Origin of the sequence: Amphritea sp. HPY, assembly GCF_050870985.1 — a bacterium.
In the GTDB taxonomy this organism is placed as follows: domain Bacteria; phylum Pseudomonadota; class Gammaproteobacteria; order Pseudomonadales; family Balneatricaceae; genus Amphritea.
The window spans coordinates 4,284,813-4,309,645 of record NZ_CP194015.1 but is presented as its reverse complement, the minus strand read 5'-3'; the positions used below and the strand labels follow the sequence as shown (position 1 = coordinate 4,309,645).

General features: G+C 49.7%; 22 protein-coding genes and 2 tRNA genes. 10 read left to right on the top strand and 14 right to left on the bottom strand.

Going from position 1 to position 24,833, the window contains the following annotated elements; genetic code table 11:
* Positions 1 to 7 precede the first annotated feature (7 nt).
* Positions 8 to 916, bottom strand: a complete 909-nt coding sequence (gcvA, locus tag ACQUQM_RS19140; RefSeq protein WP_432474847.1) for a transcriptional regulator GcvA — start codon at positions 914 to 916, stop codon at positions 8 to 10.
* Between the two features lie 220 nt (positions 917 to 1,136).
* Here gcvA and ACQUQM_RS19135 point away from each other — a divergent pair, with 220 nt between their 5' ends.
* On the top strand, positions 1,137 to 1,337 hold the full coding sequence (locus tag ACQUQM_RS19135) for an RSP_7527 family protein (protein ID WP_432471472.1): 201 nt from the start codon (positions 1,137 to 1,139) through the stop codon (positions 1,335 to 1,337).
* A gap of 154 nt (positions 1,338 to 1,491) precedes the next feature.
* Here ACQUQM_RS19135 and ACQUQM_RS19130 read toward each other — a convergent pair whose 3' ends face one another.
* Positions 1,492 to 1,884, bottom strand: coding sequence for a ribonucleotide reductase subunit alpha (locus ACQUQM_RS19130; RefSeq protein WP_432471471.1), 393 nt, complete (start codon positions 1,882 to 1,884; stop codon positions 1,492 to 1,494).
* A 144-nt stretch (positions 1,885 to 2,028) separates the two neighbouring features.
* Positions 2,029 to 2,946: a DUF3179 domain-containing protein gene (locus tag ACQUQM_RS19125; protein ID WP_432471470.1), complete on the bottom strand. Its 918-nt coding sequence runs from the start codon at positions 2,944 to 2,946 to the stop codon at positions 2,029 to 2,031.
* A 1,124-nt stretch (positions 2,947 to 4,070) separates the two neighbouring features.
* On the opposite strand from ACQUQM_RS19125, the gene ACQUQM_RS19120 reads away from it, so the two are divergent.
* Positions 4,071 to 5,570 (top strand): hypothetical protein, encoded by a 1,500-nt coding sequence (locus ACQUQM_RS19120; RefSeq protein ID WP_432471469.1) that lies wholly within the window; start codon positions 4,071 to 4,073, stop codon positions 5,568 to 5,570.
* Between the two features lie 104 nt (positions 5,571 to 5,674).
* On the top strand, positions 5,675 to 6,586 hold the full coding sequence (locus tag ACQUQM_RS19115) for a hypothetical protein (RefSeq protein ID WP_432471468.1): 912 nt from the start codon (positions 5,675 to 5,677) through the stop codon (positions 6,584 to 6,586).
* A 250-nt stretch (positions 6,587 to 6,836) separates the two neighbouring features.
* Here the strand turns inward: ACQUQM_RS19115 and ACQUQM_RS19110 are convergent, their stop codons facing one another.
* The 5 genes from ACQUQM_RS19110 to ACQUQM_RS19090 form a co-directional block, all read right to left on the bottom strand.
* Positions 6,837 to 8,090, bottom strand: a complete 1,254-nt coding sequence (locus ACQUQM_RS19110) for an NAD(P)/FAD-dependent oxidoreductase (RefSeq protein ID WP_432471467.1) — start codon at positions 8,088 to 8,090, stop codon at positions 6,837 to 6,839.
* 155 nt (positions 8,091 to 8,245) lie between these two features.
* Positions 8,246 to 9,556 (bottom strand): TRAP transporter large permease, encoded by a 1,311-nt coding sequence (locus ACQUQM_RS19105; protein ID WP_432471466.1) that lies wholly within the window; start codon positions 9,554 to 9,556, stop codon positions 8,246 to 8,248.
* 2 nt (positions 9,557 to 9,558) lie between these two features.
* Positions 9,559 to 10,146, bottom strand: a complete 588-nt coding sequence (locus ACQUQM_RS19100) for a TRAP transporter small permease (RefSeq protein WP_432471465.1) — start codon at positions 10,144 to 10,146, stop codon at positions 9,559 to 9,561.
* A 106-nt stretch (positions 10,147 to 10,252) separates the two neighbouring features.
* Positions 10,253 to 11,242, bottom strand: a complete 990-nt coding sequence (locus ACQUQM_RS19095) for a TRAP transporter substrate-binding protein (protein ID WP_432471464.1) — start codon at positions 11,240 to 11,242, stop codon at positions 10,253 to 10,255.
* 75 nt (positions 11,243 to 11,317) lie between these two features.
* Complete coding sequence (locus ACQUQM_RS19090; protein ID WP_432471463.1) at positions 11,318 to 11,671, bottom strand: RidA family protein; 354 nt, start codon at positions 11,669 to 11,671, stop codon at positions 11,318 to 11,320.
* A gap of 182 nt (positions 11,672 to 11,853) precedes the next feature.
* Between ACQUQM_RS19090 and ACQUQM_RS19085 the strand changes: the two genes are divergently transcribed.
* Entirely contained in the window at positions 11,854 to 12,783 is a 930-nt protein-coding gene (locus ACQUQM_RS19085; RefSeq protein WP_432471462.1) for a LysR substrate-binding domain-containing protein, read from the top strand.
* Between the two features lie 179 nt (positions 12,784 to 12,962).
* Complete coding sequence (locus tag ACQUQM_RS19080) at positions 12,963 to 13,865, top strand: DMT family transporter (protein WP_432471461.1); 903 nt, start codon at positions 12,963 to 12,965, stop codon at positions 13,863 to 13,865.
* A gap of 70 nt (positions 13,866 to 13,935) precedes the next feature.
* Here ACQUQM_RS19080 and ACQUQM_RS19075 read toward each other — a convergent pair whose 3' ends face one another.
* The 6 genes from ACQUQM_RS19075 to znuA all read right to left on the bottom strand — a co-directional run bounded on the left by ACQUQM_RS19075 (position 13,936) and on the right by znuA (position 20,030).
* On the bottom strand, positions 13,936 to 15,708 hold the full coding sequence (locus tag ACQUQM_RS19075; RefSeq protein WP_432471460.1) for a putative bifunctional diguanylate cyclase/phosphodiesterase: 1,773 nt from the start codon (positions 15,706 to 15,708) through the stop codon (positions 13,936 to 13,938).
* A 325-nt stretch (positions 15,709 to 16,033) separates the two neighbouring features.
* The gene (locus tag ACQUQM_RS19070) at positions 16,034 to 17,737 is read right to left on the bottom strand and encodes an amidohydrolase (protein ID WP_432471459.1); all 1,704 of its coding nucleotides are present in this window, start codon (positions 17,735 to 17,737) and stop codon (positions 16,034 to 16,036) included.
* Positions 17,730 to 18,416, bottom strand: coding sequence for a TVP38/TMEM64 family protein (locus tag ACQUQM_RS19065; RefSeq protein ID WP_432471458.1), 687 nt, complete (start codon positions 18,414 to 18,416; stop codon positions 17,730 to 17,732). The genes ACQUQM_RS19070 and ACQUQM_RS19065 overlap by 8 nt, the downstream gene beginning before the upstream one ends.
* Positions 18,417 to 18,709: 293 nt before the next feature.
* A tRNA-Leu gene (locus ACQUQM_RS19060) sits at positions 18,710 to 18,796 on the bottom strand.
* 80 nt (positions 18,797 to 18,876) lie between these two features.
* Positions 18,877 to 18,963: transfer RNA gene (locus ACQUQM_RS19055), tRNA-Leu, on the bottom strand.
* 65 nt (positions 18,964 to 19,028) lie between these two features.
* Positions 19,029 to 20,030: a zinc ABC transporter substrate-binding protein ZnuA gene (gene znuA / locus ACQUQM_RS19050; RefSeq protein ID WP_432471457.1), complete on the bottom strand. Its 1,002-nt coding sequence runs from the start codon at positions 20,028 to 20,030 to the stop codon at positions 19,029 to 19,031.
* Between the two features lie 101 nt (positions 20,031 to 20,131).
* Here znuA and ACQUQM_RS19045 point away from each other — a divergent pair, with 101 nt between their 5' ends.
* From ACQUQM_RS19045 to ACQUQM_RS19025, 5 genes are all read left to right on the top strand, one after another.
* A complete protein-coding gene (locus tag ACQUQM_RS19045; RefSeq protein ID WP_432471456.1) occupies positions 20,132 to 20,665 on the top strand; it encodes a Fur family transcriptional regulator in 534 nt (177 codons plus the stop codon).
* Complete coding sequence (gene znuC / locus ACQUQM_RS19040) at positions 20,662 to 21,465, top strand: zinc ABC transporter ATP-binding protein ZnuC (protein WP_432471455.1); 804 nt, start codon at positions 20,662 to 20,664, stop codon at positions 21,463 to 21,465. Before ACQUQM_RS19045 ends, znuC begins: the two co-directional genes overlap by 4 nt.
* Positions 21,458 to 22,246 carry a zinc ABC transporter permease subunit ZnuB gene (gene znuB / locus ACQUQM_RS19035; RefSeq protein ID WP_432471454.1) on the top strand — a complete coding sequence of 263 codons (789 nt, stop codon included), beginning with the start codon at positions 21,458 to 21,460 and terminating at the stop codon, positions 22,244 to 22,246. The genes znuC and znuB overlap by 8 nt, the downstream gene beginning before the upstream one ends.
* 43 nt (positions 22,247 to 22,289) lie before the next feature.
* Positions 22,290 to 23,609, top strand: a complete 1,320-nt coding sequence (locus ACQUQM_RS19030; RefSeq protein ID WP_432471453.1) for an MATE family efflux transporter — start codon at positions 22,290 to 22,292, stop codon at positions 23,607 to 23,609.
* Positions 23,610 to 23,711: 102 nt separating this feature from the next.
* Positions 23,712 to 24,803, top strand: a complete 1,092-nt coding sequence (locus ACQUQM_RS19025) for a PQQ-dependent sugar dehydrogenase (RefSeq protein WP_432471452.1) — start codon at positions 23,712 to 23,714, stop codon at positions 24,801 to 24,803.
* Positions 24,804 to 24,833: the final 30 nt, after the last annotated feature.

Below are 24,833 nucleotides of genomic sequence, written 5' to 3'. Positions count from 1 at the left end.
GTTATGTTTATTCCGTCCGGTTATCCCCATTTAGTCCCATAGTGTCCAGCAACCAATCACGGAACACCCGCATACCATAGGTTAATTGCCGTCCTTTAGGATAAATAAGATAGAACGCTTTACCGGTTATCAGCTCCAGATCAACAGGCACCACCAACTGACCATACTGCAATTCCCGGCTAATCAACTCCCGGTCCGACAGGGCGATACCCAGCCCTTCCAGAGCGGCACCCAGTGCCAACTGGGTACTGGAAAAAGATAATCCCTTCTCATGACCGGCCATACTCACACCACCCTGGCGCAGTAATCGCATCCATTCATTGCGCCGGCTGGTAACATGAATAAGAGTCTGTTTAGTCAGGTCCCGCGCCGTAGTCATCGGTTCCTCATTCTCAAGTAGCCGGGGACTACATACCGGTACAACCACCGAACGATGGACCAGGTGGGACTCTACGTTCTCCAGCGGCTGATCTCCGAAGAATACCGCCATATCAAGGTCGCTGTGGTCAAAATCGATATAACTCACACCACCGGCACTGAGCCGAAGCTCTACGTCGGGATACAACGTCTGGAAATCTTTAATCCGGGGCATCAGCCAGCGATTCAAAAACGCCGGTGGCGCCTCAAAAGTCACAGCACTGGTATTGGGGGCTGACATCAGGCGCCGGGTCGCGCCATCCAGTTCATCAAGGGCATGCTGAACCGCTACCAGATATTTTTCACCGGCAACAGTAATCTGAACCTGCCTCTTTTCACGGTGAAACAGCTTCAGTCCCATGAACTCTTCCAGTGACTTAACCTGATGGCTGACCGCCGATGGCGTAACAAAAAGCTCTTCCGCCGCTTTATTAAAACTACCGAGTCTCGCAGCAGCTTCAAAACTGCGCAGCGCGTTAAGGGGGGGTAGTCGTCTGATACATACCTCACTGATGAAATAATTTCATCATTATCCTGAAAATCTGTCGTTTGTTTTTTAGTCAGTGCAACTTTAGTATAAACACCAATCCAGAGGCGATCTAGTTAAACCCGCTGTCTTTACTAAGGTTTTCAAAATTGAGAGCGAAGTAAAGCAGAAAGGTGCAGAGATCCCCAATCGTAATCATTGCGATATTAGTTAAATATTTTTGGTGTAAAAAATGCAAAATTACTACGTAGACATTAAATTAGACAAGCACGACAACATCGACACCAACTATTACATCGGTCAGGCCCACACACTGCGTGGCGAAGCTCTGGCTGAATTTGGCAAAACTGCTTCCGCCTTCTTCAAAGGCCTGAAGGCTAAAATGTTTGCCAAGCAGCGTTTTAACAGCACTCGTTCATTCGGGACCGTTTAGGTCTAAACGAGACTCCTTTGGGGCCGCAATTTGCGGCCCTTTTTTTTGCTCATTTTTTGGCCCTCCTTACAGCTCCCTCCGTAGCCCCTTACTTTATTCCAGGCAGAAAAAAGGGCCATAAAAGGCCCTTAAAGATCATAACTCCGGCACAGAGTTATTCCATAACAATTGGTGTCTCGTCTCGATCAAAGATCAGATAACGGGACAGGTCTTCACCCATAGTCAGGCCGTTAGCCATTTGATTCAGATAAGGGTCGGCATCTTCGGTGGTTGGCGCAACGCCATTTTCGCCACTCAGACCAGCAACAATTATAAAATTCCAATCCGTAGAAATTCTATCGGCCTCTTTCACCAGTGCGGCAAAAGACTCTATCTCCTCTGGCAACTTATCAACGCACATCACCGGAGAGATAGTACCGCTCTGCTTCTTACGCTGTTTTTTCTTATTACCAGAGCCACCCTCGGCCAGTGCAAACAACATCAATAAACGTTGCGGCTCATCCTGGGAAACAGACATCTCCAGCAGGTCGGAAAAATTGGAAATCATGGTTCATCTACCTCTCAAGTTATTGCCACTAAGATTAACTGCCCGGCAAAAAAGCTTCTTGATATATATCAGTTCCCGGCCTCAATCGTGCGATTCATAAGAGGTAGGAGGGAAAATCAAAACTCAATTTTGATTTTCTGGCTGCTACTTTTCTACTCTGAAAACCTCGGTTGTCGGATGAAACGCAAACCAGGCAAACCAGAACAAGTTGGTCGTTACCAACTCCTCTCCAGCCAGATAGATCTGACCTTCACGCTGCTCCGAGTCATATTCGATCTGTATCGGAACCCCTCCCAACTGGTCGTCAATCATTCCTGAATCACCATTTTTGGCCAGCTCAGAAAAAGGGTAAGCCTTAGCAATACCGTTCAGTTCAATACCAATAACCCGCTCCTTCGGATGGAAAGCATGACTCATAAACTCAACCGGAAAGAACAGACGCGGGCTATCATCGTATCCGTAGTAAGGGTTGCGCCGATAATCCCTGATTGCACCGGTGTTTCGGGTCAGCACCAGAGTATCCGGATAGCGCTTACGCCATGCAGTCCAGCGGGTATGAGAGGAGGGGAGTTGTACTAACTTAGAACCTTTCAACGGCCCCGATATAGCCTGATTATGCAGCTGCGACCACAAAGAGTCAGTCTGACGGTCATATAGCAGCAGATCATTATTATAGAGCAGCCCGGACACGCCAAAGCTAAGGCTGCGATCGCCAACCCTGGCACTATATACCACCCCGCTGCCACACAGTGGACAATAGGTAATCACCACGCCGTCCCCGGAGAAACGGTCATTCACGATCTCATGCCAGTTAAGTATCGCTATTGGATAGGCTTTGGCGATTCCGTTATGTACCACCCCAATAATACGACTCTCCGGTTTCAACCAGTCTGCAGCGGTCGTCGCCTCAAATTCGGGTTCATCAATCGCAGGAATACCGTCCTTAGCTGGACCGCCCGGCATGATATGCCCCTGATAGATCAGGCTGTCAGAAAGATCAAAGCCATTCAGGGTACGTGCGGACAGCGAGCCGGATGTAAAAAAAAGTCCGAAAACGAGCATCAGGCTCAGAAACAGATAATATCTAAAGCAATTATCAAATCTTCGTAGGCAACAGTAACAACCAACGCCTGCTATAACCATGCATACCTCCCAACGGAGAACTTACAGGTTGTTTGAAAACACTTTAGTCAAAAGATTCAGATAATGCTGAGAATAACACTGTCATATTAGGAAACTAAGGGAAGCTGCCTGACAGCCTCCCGGAGCAAAAGCTATTGCAGCTTAAAAGCGGGTAATACTGAAAGGGGTCAGATCAACACCGGGCTATATATAGTAATACCCGATTCTTAAATTCGATATGATAGCCCCGCTCAGACTGCAGTGGGATTTTCCGGTCCAGCTTAGTCGCCAAAATAGGTAGTACTTTAATAAAGGCTGCTGTTTAGTACTTGTTGTCGTCCAGATGATACAAGCTTTCATGGTGGGCTTTCAGCCTGCCGAATAAAGTGCCTGCCACCTTTTACACAGACTCTGACGATCTTAACACTCAATACTTGCTGTATATTACTCATAGAGTTGAGGGTTTCTGCAGCCAGAACAAGAGTAATAACAAACAATATGTCTCTTCATCCTGGTTTGCCTGCCCGTTTTCTCGTAATTGTAAGGTTTGATTTACATGCACCATCTCCAAATAGAGACAAGATAACCTGCTGATATAAAAGAGATTATCCTATATTCGGCAATGCAATGTGTTCAAAAGGAGACATGTATGCCATATGAAAGCCTGTATATATTCCCATACAAGCTTTGGCCAACCAGCACCGCATACCCAAGCCACTGAAAATAAACAATATTTTACTTATTGGCGCAGTTAATGCTCCCCAACCAGCTCAATGCTGAGGCTATGGTTTACACCACCATAACCTGAAGCAACATAGATAACCCACCAACTGTAATTAAATGCATTTTGGTATGGGCTCAGATGAGCGAGGGGATACAACCCTCTTTCAGTGCACGAAAAATCGGAAGATTAGAAGCCTGTCTCACAAGCACAGCAGAGAACCCTAATCTGTACAGAGTGTTTAAAAACCAGTCAGCGAAAGTATACGGGACGGTTTTTCCTATGTGTTTCTGTGCTTACTTAACAGCGATTTTTTCTAACGGCTTTATGAAGGATATCTTACATGTTCAAAAAAACGGCTATTTCCACTCTGGTGCTTTCTTTGTCCTATCTTCCGGTGGGTTATACAGATGATGTTGCAGATGATCAGAAATTTAATAGCGATGAGCGGTTAATCACTACGCTTACAACAGATGACCAAGCAGTCTTAGAGCAGGCGTTGGCTGATGATGCCGCAGCACAGGCTGCGCAGGAGGCAGATACAGCTGCGCAAGTAGCAGCCGATGCAGATGCCGCGACACTAGCCGCGCTTGAGGCAGATGTAGCCAGCCAGGAGGCATCCGCAGCTGACGCGGAGGCTCAGGCAGCAACTGATTCAGATGCAGCAGCCCAAACAGCAATTGATGCCGATACAACAGCCCAAACAGCAGTTGATGCCGATACAACAGCTCAGGCTGCCATTGCTGCAGATGCGGAAGCCCAATCCGCGATCAATTCGGATGCAGCTGCTGCGACAGCGCAAGAAGTCGCTGATGCTGATCCTACAGAAGAAAACCTGGCAATTGCGGCAGAGTTACAAGCTATAGCAGACGAGACAGACGCAGAGGCTCTGCTGACGATTGCAGATGAGACAGATGCTGAGGCTCTGCAAGCAGTCGCTGACGAAACAGACGCTGAAGCACTGCAGTCAATTGCGGATAAGACAGATGCTGAGGCCCTGCAGGCAACTGCCGATGAGACAGATGCTGAGGCTCTACAAGCTATCGCTGACGAAACAGACGCTGAAGCACTACAGGTAATCGCTGACGAAACAGACGCCGATGCACTGCAGGCGATTGCTGACGAAACAGACGCTGAAGCACTGCAGGCGATTGCGGACGAAACAGACGCTGAAGTGCTACAAGCCACTGCCGACCTGACAGATGCAGATGCTATTCAAGCCGATATTGATTTAACTGCTGAACTGGTTGGACAATTATCTCCTGAACAGCTATTTGCAATGAACCGGTCGTTAAATAACGCAACGGACGGAAAATTGATGCTTGATATCGATGCTGTTGACTTACAGCGTGTCATTGACGGCAATTTTAATAAGCAGCAGATAAACGCTTTCACACAGTCATTTGAGCAAGAGGCTCGTTTTCAAATTAAGGCTGATAAGTTCACAGCTCAATACGATGAAAGCGGTAATGAGCACTTTCTGGACAAGGCCTCTTCTATGGAGCAAAAAGGAGCTCAGCAACAAGCAAAATTTGACGCGCGTATTGCTAAGTTTTCAGAGCAGCCAGTGGCTCACGCCAAAAGCCAAGCTAAAAAAGCAGCCAAAGAATCTGCAGTAAGCGCGGCTAAAGACTCAGCAAAAGCTACAGCGAAAGTCGAAGCTAAACAGGCAGCTAAAGCCGCGGCTAAAGACTCAGCAAAAGCTACAGCGAAGGTCGAAGCTAAACAGGCAGCTAAAGCCGCGGCTAAAGAAGCGGCTAAAGAAGCGGCTAAAGAAGCGGCTAAAAGTGCTGCAAAAAAAGCAGCCAGAGAAAACGCCAAAAAAGCAGCTAAGCACGCTTAATTTTTACCAGGAAACCTATAGCAGGTCCCGTAAGCCATAAACGCTACGGGACTTATTTTCAGGTTCCCTTGATACCCGTTTGATAAAAGGATAATCGGCTTATCATGGATAAAGCTAACTCGAATACTTTCTTTGCAGGGGCGGTGCTACTATTCAGCTCATTATCGTATGCGGGTGAGTCCCCTCTCTCGCTATCGGCATCGATTGGTGTTGAATACGATGACAATCTATCTGTCTCCGCTCTGGATACAACGACCGGCCAATCGGACGAAGCAATTGTTTTGGATTTTTCTGCCAGCTATCTGGCTATAGAAAGCGAAAATACTGAGCTTGAGCTGGTCTATGACTTATACCAAAGTAAGCATGATACGTTCAGTGACTTTGATCTGCAGATACACACACTGTCTGCGTTCGGGTCCTGGGAGGTTGATGATATGGACCTGGGCCTTTACTACAGTTATTCAATGGTTGATTTGGGTAATGAAGCTCTATACGACTCCCATAGCCTTACACCATCTTTAGGATTCGCGTTGGCTGAAGGCTGGTATAACAGATTCAGCTATGGCCATGTCTCAAAAGATTTTGCTTCAGCCTCTGAACGCGATGCGGCTCAAAACAGCATATCTGCGGATAATTATTACTTCTTTATGGACAACTCCGCATTTGTCTCCTTAGGAGCAAAACTGGAGCTGGAAGACGCTGAAGATAATGAGCTGGATTACCAGGCCATTTATTTAAAGACCGCAGTCTCTTTCCCTTTTTATTACAACAATGAAAAGTTAATCGATCTTAAGGGCAGGTACGAGCGTTATTGGCGCGATTATGACAATGTCACTCTCTCGATAGGAAAAAAGCGTGACGATAACCAGGATTTAATCGGTTTAGAACTCATTAAACCTATCAATGAGAGCTTTGATGTTGTGCTTGATTATGAGTACACAAACACACGCTCTAACTTACCTTCGGTTGATGCGGAAGAAAATGTTATCACTTTAAGAGTGACTACTGACTTCTGATTCAACGGCTGCGCTGGGCATTGACCGTTTTCGCGCCAATACCAATACCGTCGCAGGACTCAAGGTCGACGCCGGAATTCATGGGCACAATTGCTGAGCATGAATTCCGGCGCCATTTCCCCCCTGTCCCGCAGCTTGCTCAGGACGTGTTTGCACTCTTCAAAGGGCAAACTGCGGCACCCTCACTTAAATTCAGATAACGCAGTTATCAGAAGGAAAGGGGCCGCTACAGCAGCCCCTGTTTAGAGGCTTAGAAACGGCTGATACTGAAAGGGGTAAGATCCACACCGGGCTGCTCACCATCCACCAGCTGGGCGATCAGTTCGCCGGTGTGAGGCCCCAGAGTAAGGCCCATATGCTGATGTCCGAATGCATAGAAGACATTACTGTAGTTCTCTGAGCGACCTATCACCGGCAGGCTGTCCGGCAATGAAGGACGATGTCCCATCCATTCGCTGTAACTGTCGGTTTTAATTTCAGGAAACAGGCGTTTCGCGTGATAAAACAAACGATGGCAAAAGTCCTCGTTCGGTTCTGCGTCAAGATCACCAAACTCCACCAGCCCGGCAAAGCGAATACCGTTCTCCATCGGAGTGGCCACCAGCTTGCCATCAGCAAACATAATCGGGCTATGCAGCGTAATACCCGGATCTTTAATCTCAATGTGATATCCGCGCTCTGACTGCAACGGTATATCACGATCCAGCTTCGCTGCCAGCTTGCGGGACCAGACCCCGGCGGCAACGACTAAAGAGTTGATAGGTAAAGTTTCCTTATGGGTAATCAGCCCGGATGGCTGACCATCGGTGAACCTGATATCGCGTATATCTGCCTGCAGAATTCGCCCCCCCTTTCTGACAAACGAATCAGCCAGGGCCTTGACCAGTTTTTCCGGATTACTAACATAGCCGTGGTTATGTAGCGACACGGCAAAATTAAACTGGCCTGATACAGCTGGCTCAGCATTGTGCAACTGTTCATCCTGTAGCAGATCATAGGTAATACCGCGATTCTCCCGGGCGTTCCAGGCGACGCTGTCATCACGAAAATTGGCTTCGTCACGGTACAGATAATAGTAGGGCGAAGATTGCACCCATTGCCCGGCGTTGTTTTCACTGGCCTGTTGCAGGTGTCGCTGAGTCGCATTCTGCAACAGGCTGCTCAGCGCATCTGCAACCCGGTTAAACTTGCTGGTCCGACTATTCCACATAAAGGACAGGCCCCAGGGAGCCGCCCGGTGCATATAGCTGAATGGAATGGAAAGAGGCCCGTGTGAGTCCAGCATCAGGCCCGGCACTTTCCAGGCAAATCCCGGCAGGTTAACGGGAACACAACCGCATTCCGCCAGCACACCTGCATTGCCAAAAGAGGTTCCTTCACCCGGTGCCAACTTATCCACAACGATGACACTGTGGCCTTTTTTCTGTAGCTGGAGCGCACAGGAGATACCGACAATGCCGGCTCCAACCACGGTTACATCTGAAATATTTCGTTGAGTATCCATAATGCTACCTTTATTACTCCCTCACTAAGACCGCCCACAACGCTATTGCGAACGTACAGGTCCCTGTCGCGAGTAGTGCAACATGATTTACAAACTGACTTAATCGGAGCGGATGACCATCCGCTCCGTAACGGCTTACGCGATAAACAAGCTAATCAGCCAGGAGCCTGACGCATGTTTTCAGGCAGGAAGGTTGCCAGCTCAGGGAAAGTGATCAGGATACCCACCATCACCACCATGATCAGGAACATCGGGAACGCGCAACGTGCGATATAACCGATCGATTTACGGGTCATCCCCTGCAGCACGAACAAGTTAAAGCCAATTGGCGGCGTAATCTGCGCCATTTCTACAACTACCACGATGAAGATACCGAACCAGAGCAGATCGATGCCCGCCTGACGTACCATCGGCTCAACCACCGCCATGGTCAGTACTACCGACGAGATACCATCGAGGAAACAGCCCAGAATGATATAAAACACCATCAAGGCCAGAATCAGAGTCAGCGGCGACAGTTCTAATCCGGCAATAAACTCAGCAGCCACCGATGGCAGACCGGTAAAGCCCATCGCCAGAGCCAGGAAGGCAGCACCTGCCAGAATCAACGCGATCATACAAGAGGTACGGGTCGCGCCCATCAGGCTCTGAATAAAGGTATCTTTAGTCAGTGAGCCCTGGAATATCGCCAGCGTCATTGCCCCGACCACACCGAAGGCCGCCGATTCAGTGGCCGTTGCGGTACCGGTATAAATTGAACCGATCACCACACCGATCAGCAAAATAACCGGAATAAGGAAGCGCGATTCTCTGATACGCTCAGCCAGGCTCATTTTAGCCTCGCGGGGCGGTACCTGCTCCGGCTTAAAGTAAGACCATGCGGCGACATACAACATGAACATCGCAGCCAGGGTTATGCCAGGCAGAATACCCGCCATAAACAACTTAGAGATCGATTCATTAATCGTCACGCCGTATACAATCAGCGTCAGCGACGGCGGAATCATCAGCCCCAGGGTGGCGGAGCCCACCAGCGTACCGAAGATCATAAACTCCGGATAACCACGCTTGTTCAGCTCAGGAATCGACATCTTACCAACAGTGGTCAGAGTCGCTGCTGATGAGCCGGAAACCGCTGCGAAAATTGTCGAGCCAACAACATTGGTATGCAGCAGGCCACCAGGCAGAGGCGACATCCAGGGTGCCAGACCGCGGAACATATCTTCCGATAGTCGGGTCCGATAGAGGATCTCTCCCATCCAGATAAACAGTGGCAGGGCGGTCAGCGACCAGCCCGCTGAGCTGGACCAGATAGCAGTGATCATGGCATCACCCACCGGACGGCCAGTAAACAGCTCCATGCCAACATAGGCCACACCCAACAGGGCAAGACCGATCCATACGCCGCTTCCTAACAGGAAGAACAACGTAAACAGAAAAATACCGGTTGCAAGTACTTCGTTCATAATCAGAACTCCTCGCCTTCTACATGATGATCTTCGGCAAAGGTGTCATCTCTGAACAGCAATGTACGAATAAAGTGGTCCAGCAGGGCGATCGCAAATACCACGCTGCCGATAGCGACAGACAGCTGAGGAATCCACAGCGGCATCGCATCCTGACCCTGGGAAATATCATGGATCAGATGTGAGATATACACGTTCTTACAGGCATAATACGCCAGGTAGCAGGATAGAAAACAAGCAACACCAAGACACCAGAGGTCTGCCAGGTGACGCGGCCAGCCTTTCAGCTTAGATAAAAACAGTGTGACCCGAATGTGTGCGTTATGATTCAGCGTATAGGCCAGGGCAAAAAAGGATGCTGCTGCCATACAGTAGCCCGCATAGTTGGCGGAGCCGGGAAACTGAACTCCGCTCCAGCGGGCGACCATCTGCGCAATGATGATAAACAGGATCGCCAACAGAAACATTGCAGCAATCGCACCACAACCTTTATACAAGCCATTCAGCACTTTGCGAATCATACGGGCAGGTCCTTTTAACCGGATTGAGGATTCAGATCCTTCCAGTTTAGTCTGTGTATGCATATTCATAGAAATACCCGATGGGGAAAAAGGTCGACTGCTGTAAAGTCTGGGTACAACAGCCGACCAGGTTAAAGCTTTGGGAGGGTTTAAAACATCAGCGATGCTTATGTAACTACTTAGCTGCGTTATAGTCGTTGATGATCGCCTGACCGACTTCACCAGCGCTTTCCAGCCACTCGGCGGTCATAGTTTCACCTACTTTCTTCAGATCGGCACGCAGTTGATCACCGGCTTCAGTAACCGTCATACCGTTGCTGGACAGCTGCTCAAGGTACCAGCCAGTCAGCTGCTCAGAGCGGGCCGCACCGGCCTTTTCAGCCATCAGAGAGATACCCCGTACGATGTTCTGCGTCTCTTCATCCAGGCCATTCCACGCCTGCTTGTTGACGAAGATATAGTTACGCGGCAACCATGCATTTACCACATAGTGATGGGTCAGCTGCTCCCACACTTTACGGTCATAGCCGGTTGCACCGGAAGATACGAATGATTCCGCAACGCCGGTAGACAGTGCCTGACTCAGCTCAGAAGCTTCAACCTGTACCGGCACAGCACCGGCCAGTTCCGCCAGACGGGCTGTGGCATTGTTATAAGAACGGAATTTCACACCCGCCAGATCTGACAGTGAGTTCAGCTCTTTCTTGGTATAGATACCTTGTGGAGGCCATGGCACTGAATACAGCAGTACCAGATTGTGCTTATCTAACAATTTTTCCAGGTGCGGACGGGCCGCTTTCCACAAAGTTTCAGACTCTTCAAAAGAGGTCGCCAGGAAAGGCACTGAATCAAAGCCGAACACCGCATCTTCATTGGCATGGCCAGACAGGATACGTTCGCCGATCGGCGCCTGGCCGGTCTGCACTGCACGCTTAATCTCGCTACCCTTAAACAGCGATCCGCCGCCATGTACTTTAACTTCCAGCTTGCCGCCGGTCGCCATAGTGATCGCTTCCGCGAAGGCTTTACCGTTCTGGGTGTGGAAGTTAGAGTCGGTATAAGCCATCGGCATATCCCACTTCTCTGCCGCCATAGACAGAGTGCTGGTTACAGCGATAGATGTGATCGCTACTGCTTTAGCCAGCTTACGGAGTGAGTGTCGCATATCGATTCCTCAATTATTGTTATTTTCTATTTTAAACGTTGTTTTAGTTTTCTGGCAGGGATTGCTGCCGGTCATCTATGCAGTAATTGCTGCGATTACCGACATTTCTACTTTTAGTTCAGGGCGAGCCATCTGCGCTTCAACACAGGCGCGGGCAGGGGCAAAACCCGGTTCTACCCAGCTATCCCAGACTTCATTCATCGCGCTGAATTCAGCCATATTGTTGACGTAGATAGTCACCGACAGGATATTTTTCTTATCACTGCCAACCTCAGCCAGCAGATCTTCAATCTTCTCCAGTACCGTCTCGGTCTGGCCCTTCATACCGACTGTTTCGTCCTTTGGCACCTGGCCACAAAAATAGGCAGTACCGTTATGAATTACCGCCCGGCTCATACGAGTACCTGTACCAATACGATCTACAGCCATGCTCTGCGCTCCTGTTCTCTTCTCGCTTTGCTCTTATCTCACCGGTTAAGAAATAACCAGCCTGTCTCTCGGAAACTATTATTGACATCTATGCCGATAATTTCTAATACAATATTTATATCGATCTATCACTCAATGTTATAGGCTGACGAGTATCAGCTAAAAAGTGAACAGGTAACCTTATGAATGCAAAGCAGATCTCCGCTTTCAGAGCGGTGATGATTTCGGGCAGTATGGTAGGTGCGGCAAAAATGCTTTATATCTCGCAACCAGCGGTTACCCGGCTGATAAAGGATCTAGAAGAAAACTGCGGTTTCGCTCTGTTTGAAAGACGTAGCAGCCGGCTGTTTCCCACGCCCGAGGCAGAATCCCTCTATCAGGAGGTCAAGCGGCACTTTATGGGGCTAGATCAGCTATCCCGGAGTATCGATCAGATTAAGACACAGCGCACCGACCGGCTGCGGATCGCAGCTATGCCGGCACTGTCTTACAGCATCCTGCCACGTGTAGTGAGTGGCTTCCTCCGACAACACGAAAACGTCTCCCTGACGCTCAATCCCTGCAGCTCAATTGAAGCGACGGAACTAATCGGATCACAACAATTCGACCTGGGTATAGTGCACCTGCCGGTGGATACCCGTGAAATCAGTTTCTACCGCTGCTATCGCACCACCTGTAAACTAATCTGCCCCCAAGATCACCCCTTTTCGAGACAAACCACGATTGAAACAGCTCAGCTTAATGGTGAACCATTTGTTGCTATCGGCGATCAAAATCCACTTACCCGCTATCGCATCGATTCAGCTCTTCACGGCAGTAATATAAAACCCAATCAGACCGTAGAAACGCCTATGTTTAGCACTGCACAGGCTTTGGTCAGTGAAGGGCTGGGGGTATCCATTGTCGATCCTTACACTGCCCATATGTTTACCGAGCAAGGCGGCATTAGCCGGGACTTCAGCGCCGATATTCCGTTCTACTTCGGCTTCATCTATCCAGTAAATAAACAGATATCATCGCTGGCTGAGGAATTTATCAATAGCTTCGAAAGTCAGACTCAGGGAATGACAGTACTGCAGCAGATCAGACCGGAAGATATCGATCTGAAGTAAGTTATCCACAGCATTTCCGACTATTTACTTCCCAGACCTACTTCATCAATCCAGCATGATGCTATAACATCGGCAATCTCTCTCGCCACTCTGACTAAGCAGGGTGGTTTGCTCTGATTCACCGCAGCGGATTATTAGCTCCGGGCTGTCTCTCAACACCCATTGTTGAGGAACGAATAATGTCTTTATCACTATCACTGAAACTAAGTCCCCAAAGTCAGGGAATCGCTTATGGTCTGCTGGCTGCGCTAATTTGGAGCGGGCACAGTATCGCCTCCACGCTCGGTCTGAACGCGGGTCTCAGCGCTTACGACCTGACTGCGTTGCGGATACTGACCAACATAGTTATTTTCCTGCCGGTAATACTGCTGAGTAAACCGTCGCAAAAAGCGGGCCTCACCCTGACCCGAGGGATTATTCTGGCACTCTGTGCCGGAGCCAGCTTCAGTGTAGTGATTACTTCAGCACTGGTATTTGCGCCGGTTACCCACTCAGCAGCAATTAGTCTGGGTACAGTACCTCTGTTTGCCTTCCTGTTGATGGTGATTCTAGGCAGGAGCCGCTTGCAGCTTAACTTTGTGCTGGCATTACTTTTACTCTGTGGAGGTATCATCCTTACTACTGTTGCCAGTAGCCAACCCGGTCTAAGCCCCCAATACTGGATTGGCGACCTGTTGTTTCTCAGTGGTGCAATAATGTGGGCCAGTTATGCGGTGCTGGGCCGAATCTGGAATATAAACGCCTTGCTGGGAGTCGCCGCCACCAACTATTTCTCGGCGCCTTATCTGGTGGTCTATTTCTGGCAGCTTGAGCCCGGGCTGAATAAAGTCTCGATCCTTCAGCTGTTGTTTCAAGTGCTGTATCAGGGTGTATTAGTGGGAGGCGTGGCGCTGATCTGCTACATACGGTCAACAGCGCTGCTGGGTGTAGAGAAGGGCGCTCTGTTTACTGCACTGGCACCGGTAGGGGTTATGCTGCTAGGCTCAACAGTACTGCAATATCAACCGGTTACAGAAGAAATAGTCGGTATGATTTTGGTTACTGTTGGCATGGCAATAGCGCTGCTACAACGGCCCACCTAGGTAACTAAGCATAGGGTCTTGCCGACTGCCTGCAGCCTCGAATCTGACGGCGACAATCGCGATCAGGCAGTCAGACTATAGCCTTTTCACTTGCTACTAACGGTTCAGACCAGCAATCCAGATAACGATCAAAATCATCAGCAACAACAGGCTTACTGTAGTAATACCCTTGTATCAAATCACACCGCTCCAATCTGAGGAAGGCAAGCTGCTCTTCGGTTTCTACACCTTCAGCAACGACCTTTAATCCCATACGATGAGCCATAGAGATCGTTGCGCTAACCAGCTCCCGATCACCCTGATTGGAAGCAATTTCACTGATAAAGCTACGATCAATCTTAAGCGTCTTGAAAGGATAGCGACGCAGATAACTCAAAGATGAATAGCCGGTCCCGAAATCATCCATCGAAAGGCCTATGCTCAACTTGTGCAACACTCTCAACGTATCATCTGCAACCTCAGAGCTATCCATCAGTACCCCCTCTGTCAGCTCAAGCTCAAGACTACTGCCGGGAAGCCCGGTCTGCTCCAATATTCTGGTTAAGAAACTGGCTAGTTTGTGATCGCGAAATTGCAGGGGAGAAATATTCACCGCGATGTGGAAGCTGCCATGGCTACGCTCTCGCCATGCAATTGTTTTCTGCAGCGCAGTTTTCAGTACAAACTGTCCGATAGGCACAATCAGGCCCGTGCGTTCAGCAACAGGAATAAACTCATCCGGAGCAACAGCGCCAAGTATTGGATTATTCCAGCGCAACAGCGCTTCGGCACTGGCAACACACTGTCTGTTCAGATCAATAACCGGTTGATAATTCACACTGAACTCATCTCTTTCCAGGGCACCATGCATCTGCTCCTCAAGCGCCAGACGTCTGGCCAGGACCTTATTCATATCATCTGTAAAAAGACGATAGATATTCCGTCCATCTATCTTTGCCCGGTGCAGGGCTGAATCAGCATGTCGCACCAGTTCCTGAGGATTCACACCATTCCGTGGATAGGTGGCTATACCGATACTGACGGTAATTAAAAAGTCCCGCTCAAGTAATACAAAAGGAAGGCGGAACTGCTTCAATAGTAAATCGGCAATAAGCTTAACGTCTTCCGGATTTTTTATTTCAGGTAATGTCACTATAAATTCATCGCCACCAAAACGACCAAGACTTCCGCCATCGGGAATGGCTTCTCTCAGACGATTAGTGGCCTGATGCAATACCCGATCACCCACTTCATGCCCAAGGTGATCATTGATCTTCTTGAAGTCGTCCAGATCCAGCAACATCACAGCACTGGAGACATTTTGGCTATGGCAATATGAAACCTGCTGTTCCAGAATCTCATTCATTGCATAACGGTTAGGCAGATCGGTCAAAGGATCATGCGTTACCCTATACTGCAGCTGCTCTTCCATTTTGCAACGTTCAGAGATCTCATCGTTTAACTGCCTGTTAGCAATCTCCAGTTCCTGAGTGCGCTGTTGCACCCTTTGATCAAGCTGTGCATTCAGCTGATCCAGTGACTTACGAGTACTTTCCAACGCCTTAATACTAGGAATCCAGCGCCAGAAACCTAATGTCAGCAGCAATAGTCCCAGCAGCATTCCGACCACTTTCTCGAGAAACGCCTGGGCCTCAGTATCACCAATAAATACCAGATAGTTGAGCTCAGGAAAATTGTCCGTTATATCGATCAGCATACCGAAAAAAAGCAGCCCGAAACCCGCTATTACCAGGTTGGTGCCTGATTGTTCCCTGACACTATGATGACGAAGGCCCTGCAGAGTTGTGAAGAAAATGATCGCAGCAAATAAAGAACCTGTCACTTCAAGAATTATATCGACCATAAAAATCCTTTCTCTGGAAGATCGGCAATCAATCTATTTGAAACCATCATAATTAATGACGAAAAAATAATGTGGTACAGGCAGGAAAAACGCACCCAATAGATAAATATCTATAGCTGAATAGCAGGCGAGTTAGCAAATGTCGGTAGCTGACAAAGTTACCATTTTGGGTTTTTAAAGGCATTAAATGCTATACGCCAGTAACAGAGCTGGTCATTGGTATGGTTACCGCAGGTCTGGCTATGGCTTTGCTACAAGGAAAAGCTCACTGCTATAACGCTCATACCGGAAACAATAGTTACCGTTACAAATAATCCTGAGCAGATCAATTTATCGATCGATAAACCGTTTTGCCACCAACGATGGTCTCATCAACGCTTAACTGGCGCATGTCCTGCGGCTGTAACAGCGGATTTCCCGACAGAACAACCAGATCAGCATATTTTCCAGGCTCAATCGAGCCGCGATTTTTTTCCTGAAACACTTGCCAGGCAGCATCAATCGTCATCGCCCTGAGCGCCTGCATCACTGAAATACGCTGTCCTGCACCGATCAGCTGACCGGTAGCGGATCGACGATTAACCGTGCTCCAGAGCAGCTGTAATGGATCTATAGGCGTTACCGGCGCATCGGTATGCACGCTGAATTTTAGTCCTATAACGCTGGCCGAACCGGTAGGACTCATCATCGGACCCCGTTCCGGCCCCATAAAACGGGCGAGGTGCTGATCACCCCAATAATAGGTATGGGTCGGGAAAAAGCTCGGTGTTATGCCCAGCTTCTGCATGTCCTGCAACTGATCTGTACGGGCCATCTGAGCGTGCACCAGAATCATCCGCGGATCAGCCACCGGAAACTCTTTTTGCGCCGCACTGAAGGCATGGAGAATATTATCAATACCGGCATCGCCATTACCGTGAATCGCTAATTGAAAACCAGCCTGGTGATATGCGAAAACAGTACTGCTCAGCGATGCCTGCTCTATTGACGGAAAGCCCCGATAATCTGGTTTATCCGATGGGTTCTGATAGAAAGGTTCACGTAAAAAGGCGGTTCTTCCCTGCACACTACCATCGGCAATAATTTTTACCGGGCCGATATAAAACCGCTCTGAATTAAAGTCGGTGGGTGCCAGCTGGCCATTCAATAACTGCTTGCCGAAGCCCTCGTCATTGGGGAAAATCACCAGCCGGAAAGGCAACTGATCTAATTTGTTTGCCCAATACAACGCCCGGGCCAGCGATAAACCGATCCCCCCACTTTGGGCCGTTGTAATACCTTTACTGACGTACTCATCAGTAGCCTGCTGAAAAACCTGATAATAATCGATAGCTGAGAAATCACTGATCAGTTCGTTCAGAGACAGCGCGGCCTGCTCCTGCAACAAGCCATTTAATAATCCTGTTTTGGCATCCCTGCCGATGACACCGCCGGGGGGATCCGGCGTCATCTCATTAAAGCCTATTTTTTTTAACGCGACGCTGTTGGCCACCCCCATATGCCCGGAACTGTGCCATAGGTATACCGGATGATCAGGGGCAATCTGATCTAGCTCCAAGCGGGTAGGGTGGCGTTGTTCCATGAGTGATGAATCATCGTAGCCAAATCCCAGAATCCACTCGCCGGTGGGCGTAATTTCCACCTTCTCCCGGATCTGCTGCAACAGCTTCGCTATTGTTTCTACCTTACCAACGGGTGGCGGGCTCAGATCCGCAGATATCGCATTCAGCCCGGAAACAGGAAAATGACTATGCGCATCGATAAAACCGGGGATCAGGGTTTTACCTTGCAGATCAGTAATCTGGCTACCTGCTTCAATCATTTGACGGATCGTCTGATCACTGCCTACCGCTTCGATAACACCATCACGAACAGAGATAGCCTGGGCCACCGAGTTGTGTTCATCCATCGTCAGCACGGTGCCATTAATGAAGATACGGTGCTCTGGCGTCGCGGTAATACCCGTCAGCAGAGCCGCTGACAGAAACAGAAAAAAGACAGTAATCGTCAGTACGATGGTTTTACTCATGCTCAGCGGTGCCGGATTGATGCAGCTTATGGCTGCGGTAAATCACCAGGCAAAACAGGGTAGAGAGCAGAAGTAATGCTCCGGCAAACAGCAGCTGTCCCGTTGAGCCCATGTTGAAACCATGTCCGCCCAATACGAAGATAGCCGTTTGCGGTAAAAAACCGATAAACGAGGCGCCAAAAAATACCCATGCTGGCAGCTTGGTTGTACCCGCCACAAGGTTAGTTAACATGTTGGTACCTAATGGTAAAAAACGGATTGTGAGTATTTTCAGAAAAGCCTGATCCTCGGTAAAGCGGTCGACCTTTGTGACCGCCTCTGGAAAGCGCCGCCGTACCCAGGGCCGAGCTATAAACCGGGCAAACCAGAAAGTCAGCAGCGCACCACAGCTGATACTGGTAATGGCCAGCAACACTCCCTGTAACAAACCAAAACTGTAACCGGCTACCAATGCAACCAGTTGTCGTGGCAAGCCAAACGAAGCGGTAACTGCACCCAATGTGATAAAGATAACGATACCGTTGAAACCATGCTGCTGAACCCAGCCAGCCAACAGCTGTGGATCAACATATTGCTTCATATATTGCAGCGGAGGAAAGGCGTAGCTTAACCAGACGGCTGTCAGGGAGATCAGCAAAATAAACGCCAAAACAACTGTTTTACCCTTTAAACTGATCACAAATCCCTCCCGGTATAAAGCTTTCCTTGTTTCTGAGAAAGGCATTCAGCTGAATAGTTCAACACAGATATATCAACTGAGCTACTGAAAAAGAACGACTTAAAGGAACGACTTAAAGGAACGACTTAAAGAGAAACTGTGAAGGAAGTACGCAAAGGAATGCAGATAAAAGATAAGAATCAGGGAATACAAGAATACGATCAGAAACTTGAAACAGAAGACGTTAAAACTAGAATCAACAAAATTAAAAAATAGGTGAATAGAAAGCGGGATATCAATCAGGGAGAGTAAGTTGGTGCAGATGGGGAGACTCGAACTCCCACGCCCTTTCGAGCACTAGCACCTGAAGCTAGCGTGTCTACCAATTCCACCACATCTGCATAACAACTTGTTACGTTTAAGGGCGTCCCCTTGCTATGAGTATAGCTTTCTCTTACGGAACTCAATCACCGAAAGTGATTGGTGCAGATGGGGAGACTCGAACTCCCACGCCCTTGCGAGCACTAGCACCTGAAGCTAGCGTGTCTACCAATTCCACCACATCTGCTCCGTAAAGAGGGGCGCATTATAAGTACGGCCTTTCTATTTGTGAAGAGGGATTAGCAACTTTTTTCATTTTTTTTGATTTTTTGCCAGACAAGCGCTGAACTGATCGGCCAATTGCTGCAGATAATCCATGTAGCCATCCCGCCCGACAGTAGTTTCTATCGCCATCGGATCCAACGTGCCGACGCCGATATCCAACCCCCGGGTCAGACTGCTGACAACTGGTGCAGTAAACTGCGGTTCAACAAAAACACAGACCGCTTGCTGCTGTTCCAGCGCGGCGCGAATCTGTCCCAGCCTTTTGGCACCGGGCTTACGACCCGGGTCGACAGTAAAGTAGCCCAGCTGCTTCAGGCCGTAATGTTCAACATAGCCCGCAAAAGCATCATGAAAGACAAAGAAGCCCCTATCCTGCAGCGGCTGTAACTGTTGCTGTAGTTGCTGGTCAGCCACCGTCAGACGACTATTAAAATCGGCTAATGCCCGCTCCAGCTGTTCTCGCATCTTGGGATAACGTCGTTCCAGTTCATGAACTATTTTTTCAGCTGCCAGTTGCACCCTCTCCGGCTTCATCCAGAAATGCGGGTTTCCCTCGTGGCCATGGTTATGCTCATGCCCGCTATGGCTGTTGTGATCCTGATGCTCATCCTCCGCAGTATTATTAACAGCCAGTTGTTCAACATGCTCATCATCTTCCATCAGAAGAGCCAGGGCAGGCCGCTCAAGCCGGGCGACCGGCTTAACCAGAAACCGCTCCAGATCAGCCCCCGCCCAAAGCACCAGGTCTGCAGCGTGCATGCGGCGGATCGCTGAAGGCTTCAGTGAAAAGTGGTGCGGCGAGCTACCTGCAGGGATCAGCAGTTCCACCTCGGCCAGATCACCCAGCAATGATTCTGCAATCAGCTGCACCGGTTTGATGCTGGCTAATAACTGCAACGGCACCTCTTGTGTTTGCTCCTGCGGTTTATTCTGCTGAGCCAGCACCAGGCTCGAAAAAATACAGCAAACACAGATAACAACTGAGCGTAGGGCGGTAGCGGACAAGATTAGGGGCGTTTGACAAAGCATCAGGTTCAGATCACTGCTAATAATAGGAAAAAGGAAACAGGCTGTTAATCAGTGCGTGTAAAGTTATAATATAACAAAACATTTCGCAATCAGGTTTTTCGATGCATTCAAACGCAGCCAATAATATCGCCTACCAGCAGGATCACGATCATAGCCATTGCATGACCAGCGCTTTAAAGCAGGCGCAGCAGTTATGCAAAGCCAACGGCCAGCGTTTAACCAAAATTCGCGAACTGGTGCTTAAACTTATCTGGCAAAGCCACAAACCGCTTGGAGCTTATGATCTGCTACCAGCTATTGCCAAGGCAGGTTTTAATTCGGCGCCCCCCACCGTATACCGGGCGCTTGACTTCCTGCAGGAGCAAGGGCTGGTACACCGGCTGGCAACCCTGAACGCGTTTATCGGCTGTAGCCATGTCGGCGAGAAGCATCAGGGTTATTTCCTGATCTGCCGTGAGTGCGGTACTACGGTAGAGTTAGAATCATCAGAAATACAGGACAGCATCAGCCGCTGTGCACAAAGCTCAGGCTTCAGTGTTGAACAGGAAAATGTCGAGCTGCTGGGGCTTTGTCCAAACTGCACCGAAGTTCTGAACAGCAAATCCGAAAACAATCCATCAGAGAACAATCAATGAGTGAGTCACAAGCCCTGATACGGCTACAAAATCTGCGTATCAGTTTCGGTGAAAACACCGTCATCAGTGATGTCTCGATGGTGTTGAAACCCGGACAAATCACTACCCTGATCGGCCCTAACGGAGCAGGTAAAACCACGCTGGTTAAAGCCGTCTTAGGCTTACTGAAAGTCGATTCCGGGACTATCGAAAAGCAGCAGGGGCTGCGCATCGGTTATATGCCGCAGAAGCTACACATCGATTCGACATTTCCTCTGACCGTGGAGCGATTCCTCAAGACCGCCGCTTTCTACAGCCGGGATAAGATGCAGCAGGCAGTGCTTGATGTCGGCGCCGAAAAGCTACTGAAACAATCAGTGCACAGCTTGTCCGGCGGCGAGATGCAACGCGTACTGCTGGCCCGGGCCCTGCTGCAAAACCCTCAGTTGCTGGTGCTGGATGAACCCGCTCAGGGAGTCGATATCAATGGTCAGATCGAACTGTATAACCTGATCGCCCGTATCCGGGATCAGCATAAATGTGCAGTACTGATGATCTCCCACGACCTGCACCTGGTGATGGCGGCAACTGACCATGTTATTTGTCTGAACCGTCACATCTGCTGTTCCGGCCATCCGGAGCAGGTCAGCAACGACCCTTCCTATATCGAACTGTTCGGCATTCCCGGGGCTGAAAATCTGGCGTTGTACAGCCACCACCATAACCACCAGCATAACGAGCATGGCGATATTATGCCTATTAAAGATGCTACTGCTGACGAACACACAACATCTGCCTGTAAGGATCATCACTGTGGCTGATTTTCTTCTCTTCGCACTGCTCGGCGGCATCGGTGTTGCCCTGGTCGCAGGCCCGCTAGGCTCGTTTGTCGTCTGGCGCCGGATGGCTTACTTCGGTGATACCCTGGCCCATTCGGCATTGCTGGGCATAGCTGTTGGCGTACTGTTTGACCTGAACTTCAACCTTGCTGTCATCAGCTGCTGTGTGATTCTCGCGGTTTTGCTGGTCAGCCTGCAACGGCAAAGACTGGTCGCCACTGACACTCTGCTGGGTATTATGGCCCATAGCAGCCTGTCGCTGGGCCTGGTCGCGATAGCCCTGCTGGATGATGTCAGGGTCGACCTGATGGAGTACCTGTTTGGTGACTTGCTGGCCATAGCACCGACCGATCTGGCCTGGATCTATGCCGGCGGCGCGCTGGTATTGCTGCTGTTATGGCGACTATGGAATCCGCTGCTCGCAATCACTATAAATGAAGAGCTTGCTCAGGTTGAAGGTGTTCCGGTAACCGCAATCCGCCTGGCCCTGATGTTGCTGATCGCAGTGGTAATCGCTATCGCCATGAAAGTGGTTGGCATACTACTGATCACCTCACTGCTGATTATTCCCGCCGCCAGCGCCCGTCGCCTGGCCAGTACGCCGGAGCAGATGGCACTGTTTGCCAGCCTGATAGGATCGGTTGCTGTGATGCTGGGTTTAACCGCCTCCTGGCACTGGGATACCCCTGCCGGACCGTCGGTAGTGGTTGCCGCACTGTTTCAGTTCCTGTTTCTCTACTCGCTGCCGTTGCGTCGTGCCTGAAACCGCTCTGACAAATTAACTGATTAAGTTCGACGGAAAAACGATGCTGAAATACCTGAAGCAGGCAAGCCGGCGCGACCATCAGCAGGTCTGGTCACTGGCCTGGCCGATGATCCTGTCTAACATCACCGTCCCCTTACTGGGTCTGGTCGATACTGCGGTAATCGGCCACCTGCCAGACCCGAAATACCTCGCTGCAGTGGCGGTCGGGGCGATGATCTTCTCTATCCTATACTGGGCCTTCGGTTTTCTGCGTATGGGAACTACCGGCCTGACCGCCCAGGCGCTGGGCCAGCATGACTATAGCGGCAGTCGCCTGTTGCTGGCTCAATCACTGGTACTTGCCGGCATTATCGGCCTGACCATTATGCTGCTGCAGTATCCGCTGATCGAGATTGCCCTGCAGTTGATCGGTGCCGAGCCATTGGTTACTGAAGAGGCAAGGCTCTATGCCGACATCCGGGTGCTCGGAGCCCCGGCGGTACTGGCGAATTATGCCCTGCTGGGCTGGTTTCTGGGTAACCAGAACACACGCATCCCTTTGCTATTGCTGATCACTACTAACCTGCTCAATATGCTGCTGGATCTGGTCGCGGTATATGGTCTGGGTATGCATACCGATGGGGTGGCACTGGCAACGGTTATCTCAGAATACTTCAGCCTCGCGCTCGGTCTGTATTTTGTTCGTAAAATGCTGGCCGGACAACAAGGCTCCCTGGCTTGGGATAAACTCAAGTCAGTTGGCGATTACTATCAACTTATCGCCATTAATCGCTACCTTTTCGTTCGTACTTTGGCGATTCTTCTGACGCTCGCCTTCTTCACATCTCAAGGCGCCAAGCAAGGTATGGTAATTCTGTCGGCCAATGCCGTATTGCTGAATTTCTACCTCATCATTTCCAACGGCCTGGATGGTTTTGCCCACGCCACCGAAGCCCTCAGCGGTAAACTTTTCGGCGCCAAAGACCGCCAGGGATTACATCGGATAATATCCGCGGCTTTATCCTGGTCCCTGGTCACGGCAATACTGTTTACCCTGTTCTTCTGGCTGTTTGGAGAGCTGATTATTGCCCTGCTCACGAATATCCCGGAAGTACGCGAAATTGCTGCGGTCTATCTGCCCTGGATAATTCTGCTACCGCTGGTCTCAGTTTGGAGCTTTCTGCTAGACGGCATATTTGTCGGCACGACACAGGTCAAAGCGATGCAAAACACCATGTTGTTCTCCGTCTTTTGTGTCTTTGCACCGATCTGGTATTTCAGCCAGCCATTAGGAAATCACGGCCTGTGGCTGGCATTTATGGCCTTGTTTGTGGCACGGGGACTAAGTGGCGGCTATGTTTTTTATAGAAAGTTCTTATAGAGCGACTACTTAGTAGAACTGTTAAACAATAGAACTACTAAATAGTAAAACCTCTATCTGAAACAAAGATAAAAAATAAAGCGGTCAACCAAGGTCCGGGCCATGAAATATATCTACCTGTTACTGCTATCGCTGCTACCAATCACCAGCCAGGCGTTGCCCCTGCATCTGCTGAAGCTGCCCGAGGGTTACCGGATCACAACAGTGGCAGAAGCAGAGAACGCCCGTCAGATGGCTCTGGGAGAGCCAGGTATTTTGTTTGTAGGCAGTCGCCGGGAAGGAAAAGTCTATCGCCTGCAAGACCGCGATGGCGATGGCGTGTTCGAACAGCGGGAAATATTGCTACGACGCCAGAACATGCCCTCTGGGATTGCCTACCGCAATGGCACCCTCTACGTCGCGGCGGTAAATAAAATTCTGCGCATTGATGATGCCGGCCATGTTGATGACCTGCCGGTAAAAGGCCAGTTAGTGACTGACCGTTTACCCGATGCCTCGCACCATGGCTGGAAGTACCTGAAATTCGGCCCTGATGGCCAGCTCTATTTTAATCTTGGCGCGCCCTGTAACACCTGCCTCAACACCGATCCTCGTTTTGCCACTATCCTGCGTCTGAATCTGGACAGTAATAAACAAAGTATTATCGCCCACGGGGTACGTAATTCAGTTGGCTTCAGTTGGCATCCAACAACCGGTGAACTCTGGTTCACCGATAATGGCCGCGATCATCTGGGTGATGACCAACCTGACGATGAGCTCAACCGGTTATCCAAAACCGGACAGCACTTTGGCTTTCCCTACATCCATGCCGGAGATATTCCCGATCCCGAACTCTATGACGGGCAGGAGTTCAGTCTTTATCAACCTCCAGCACTGAAACTTGGCGCCCATGTCGCACCTCTGGGGCTGACCTTCTATACCGGCAACAGCTATCCGAAGACGTCTTCACATAGCCTGTTTATAGCCGAACACGGTTCCTGGAATCGATCCAGCAAAGTGGGTTACCGGGTCATAAAAGTCGATACCGCGAATACACCGCCCACACAGGAAGTATTTGTCGAAGGTTGGCTACAGGGAGAAAAGGCCTGGGGCAGGCCTGCAGATATTATTGTCGATCGGGATGGCAGCTTGCTGATCTCGGACGATAAGGCCGGAGCGATCTATCGAGTCAGCTACACCGGAAAACAACAGTAGCCAGGGCCTGAAATGACTAATGCTTCAGCA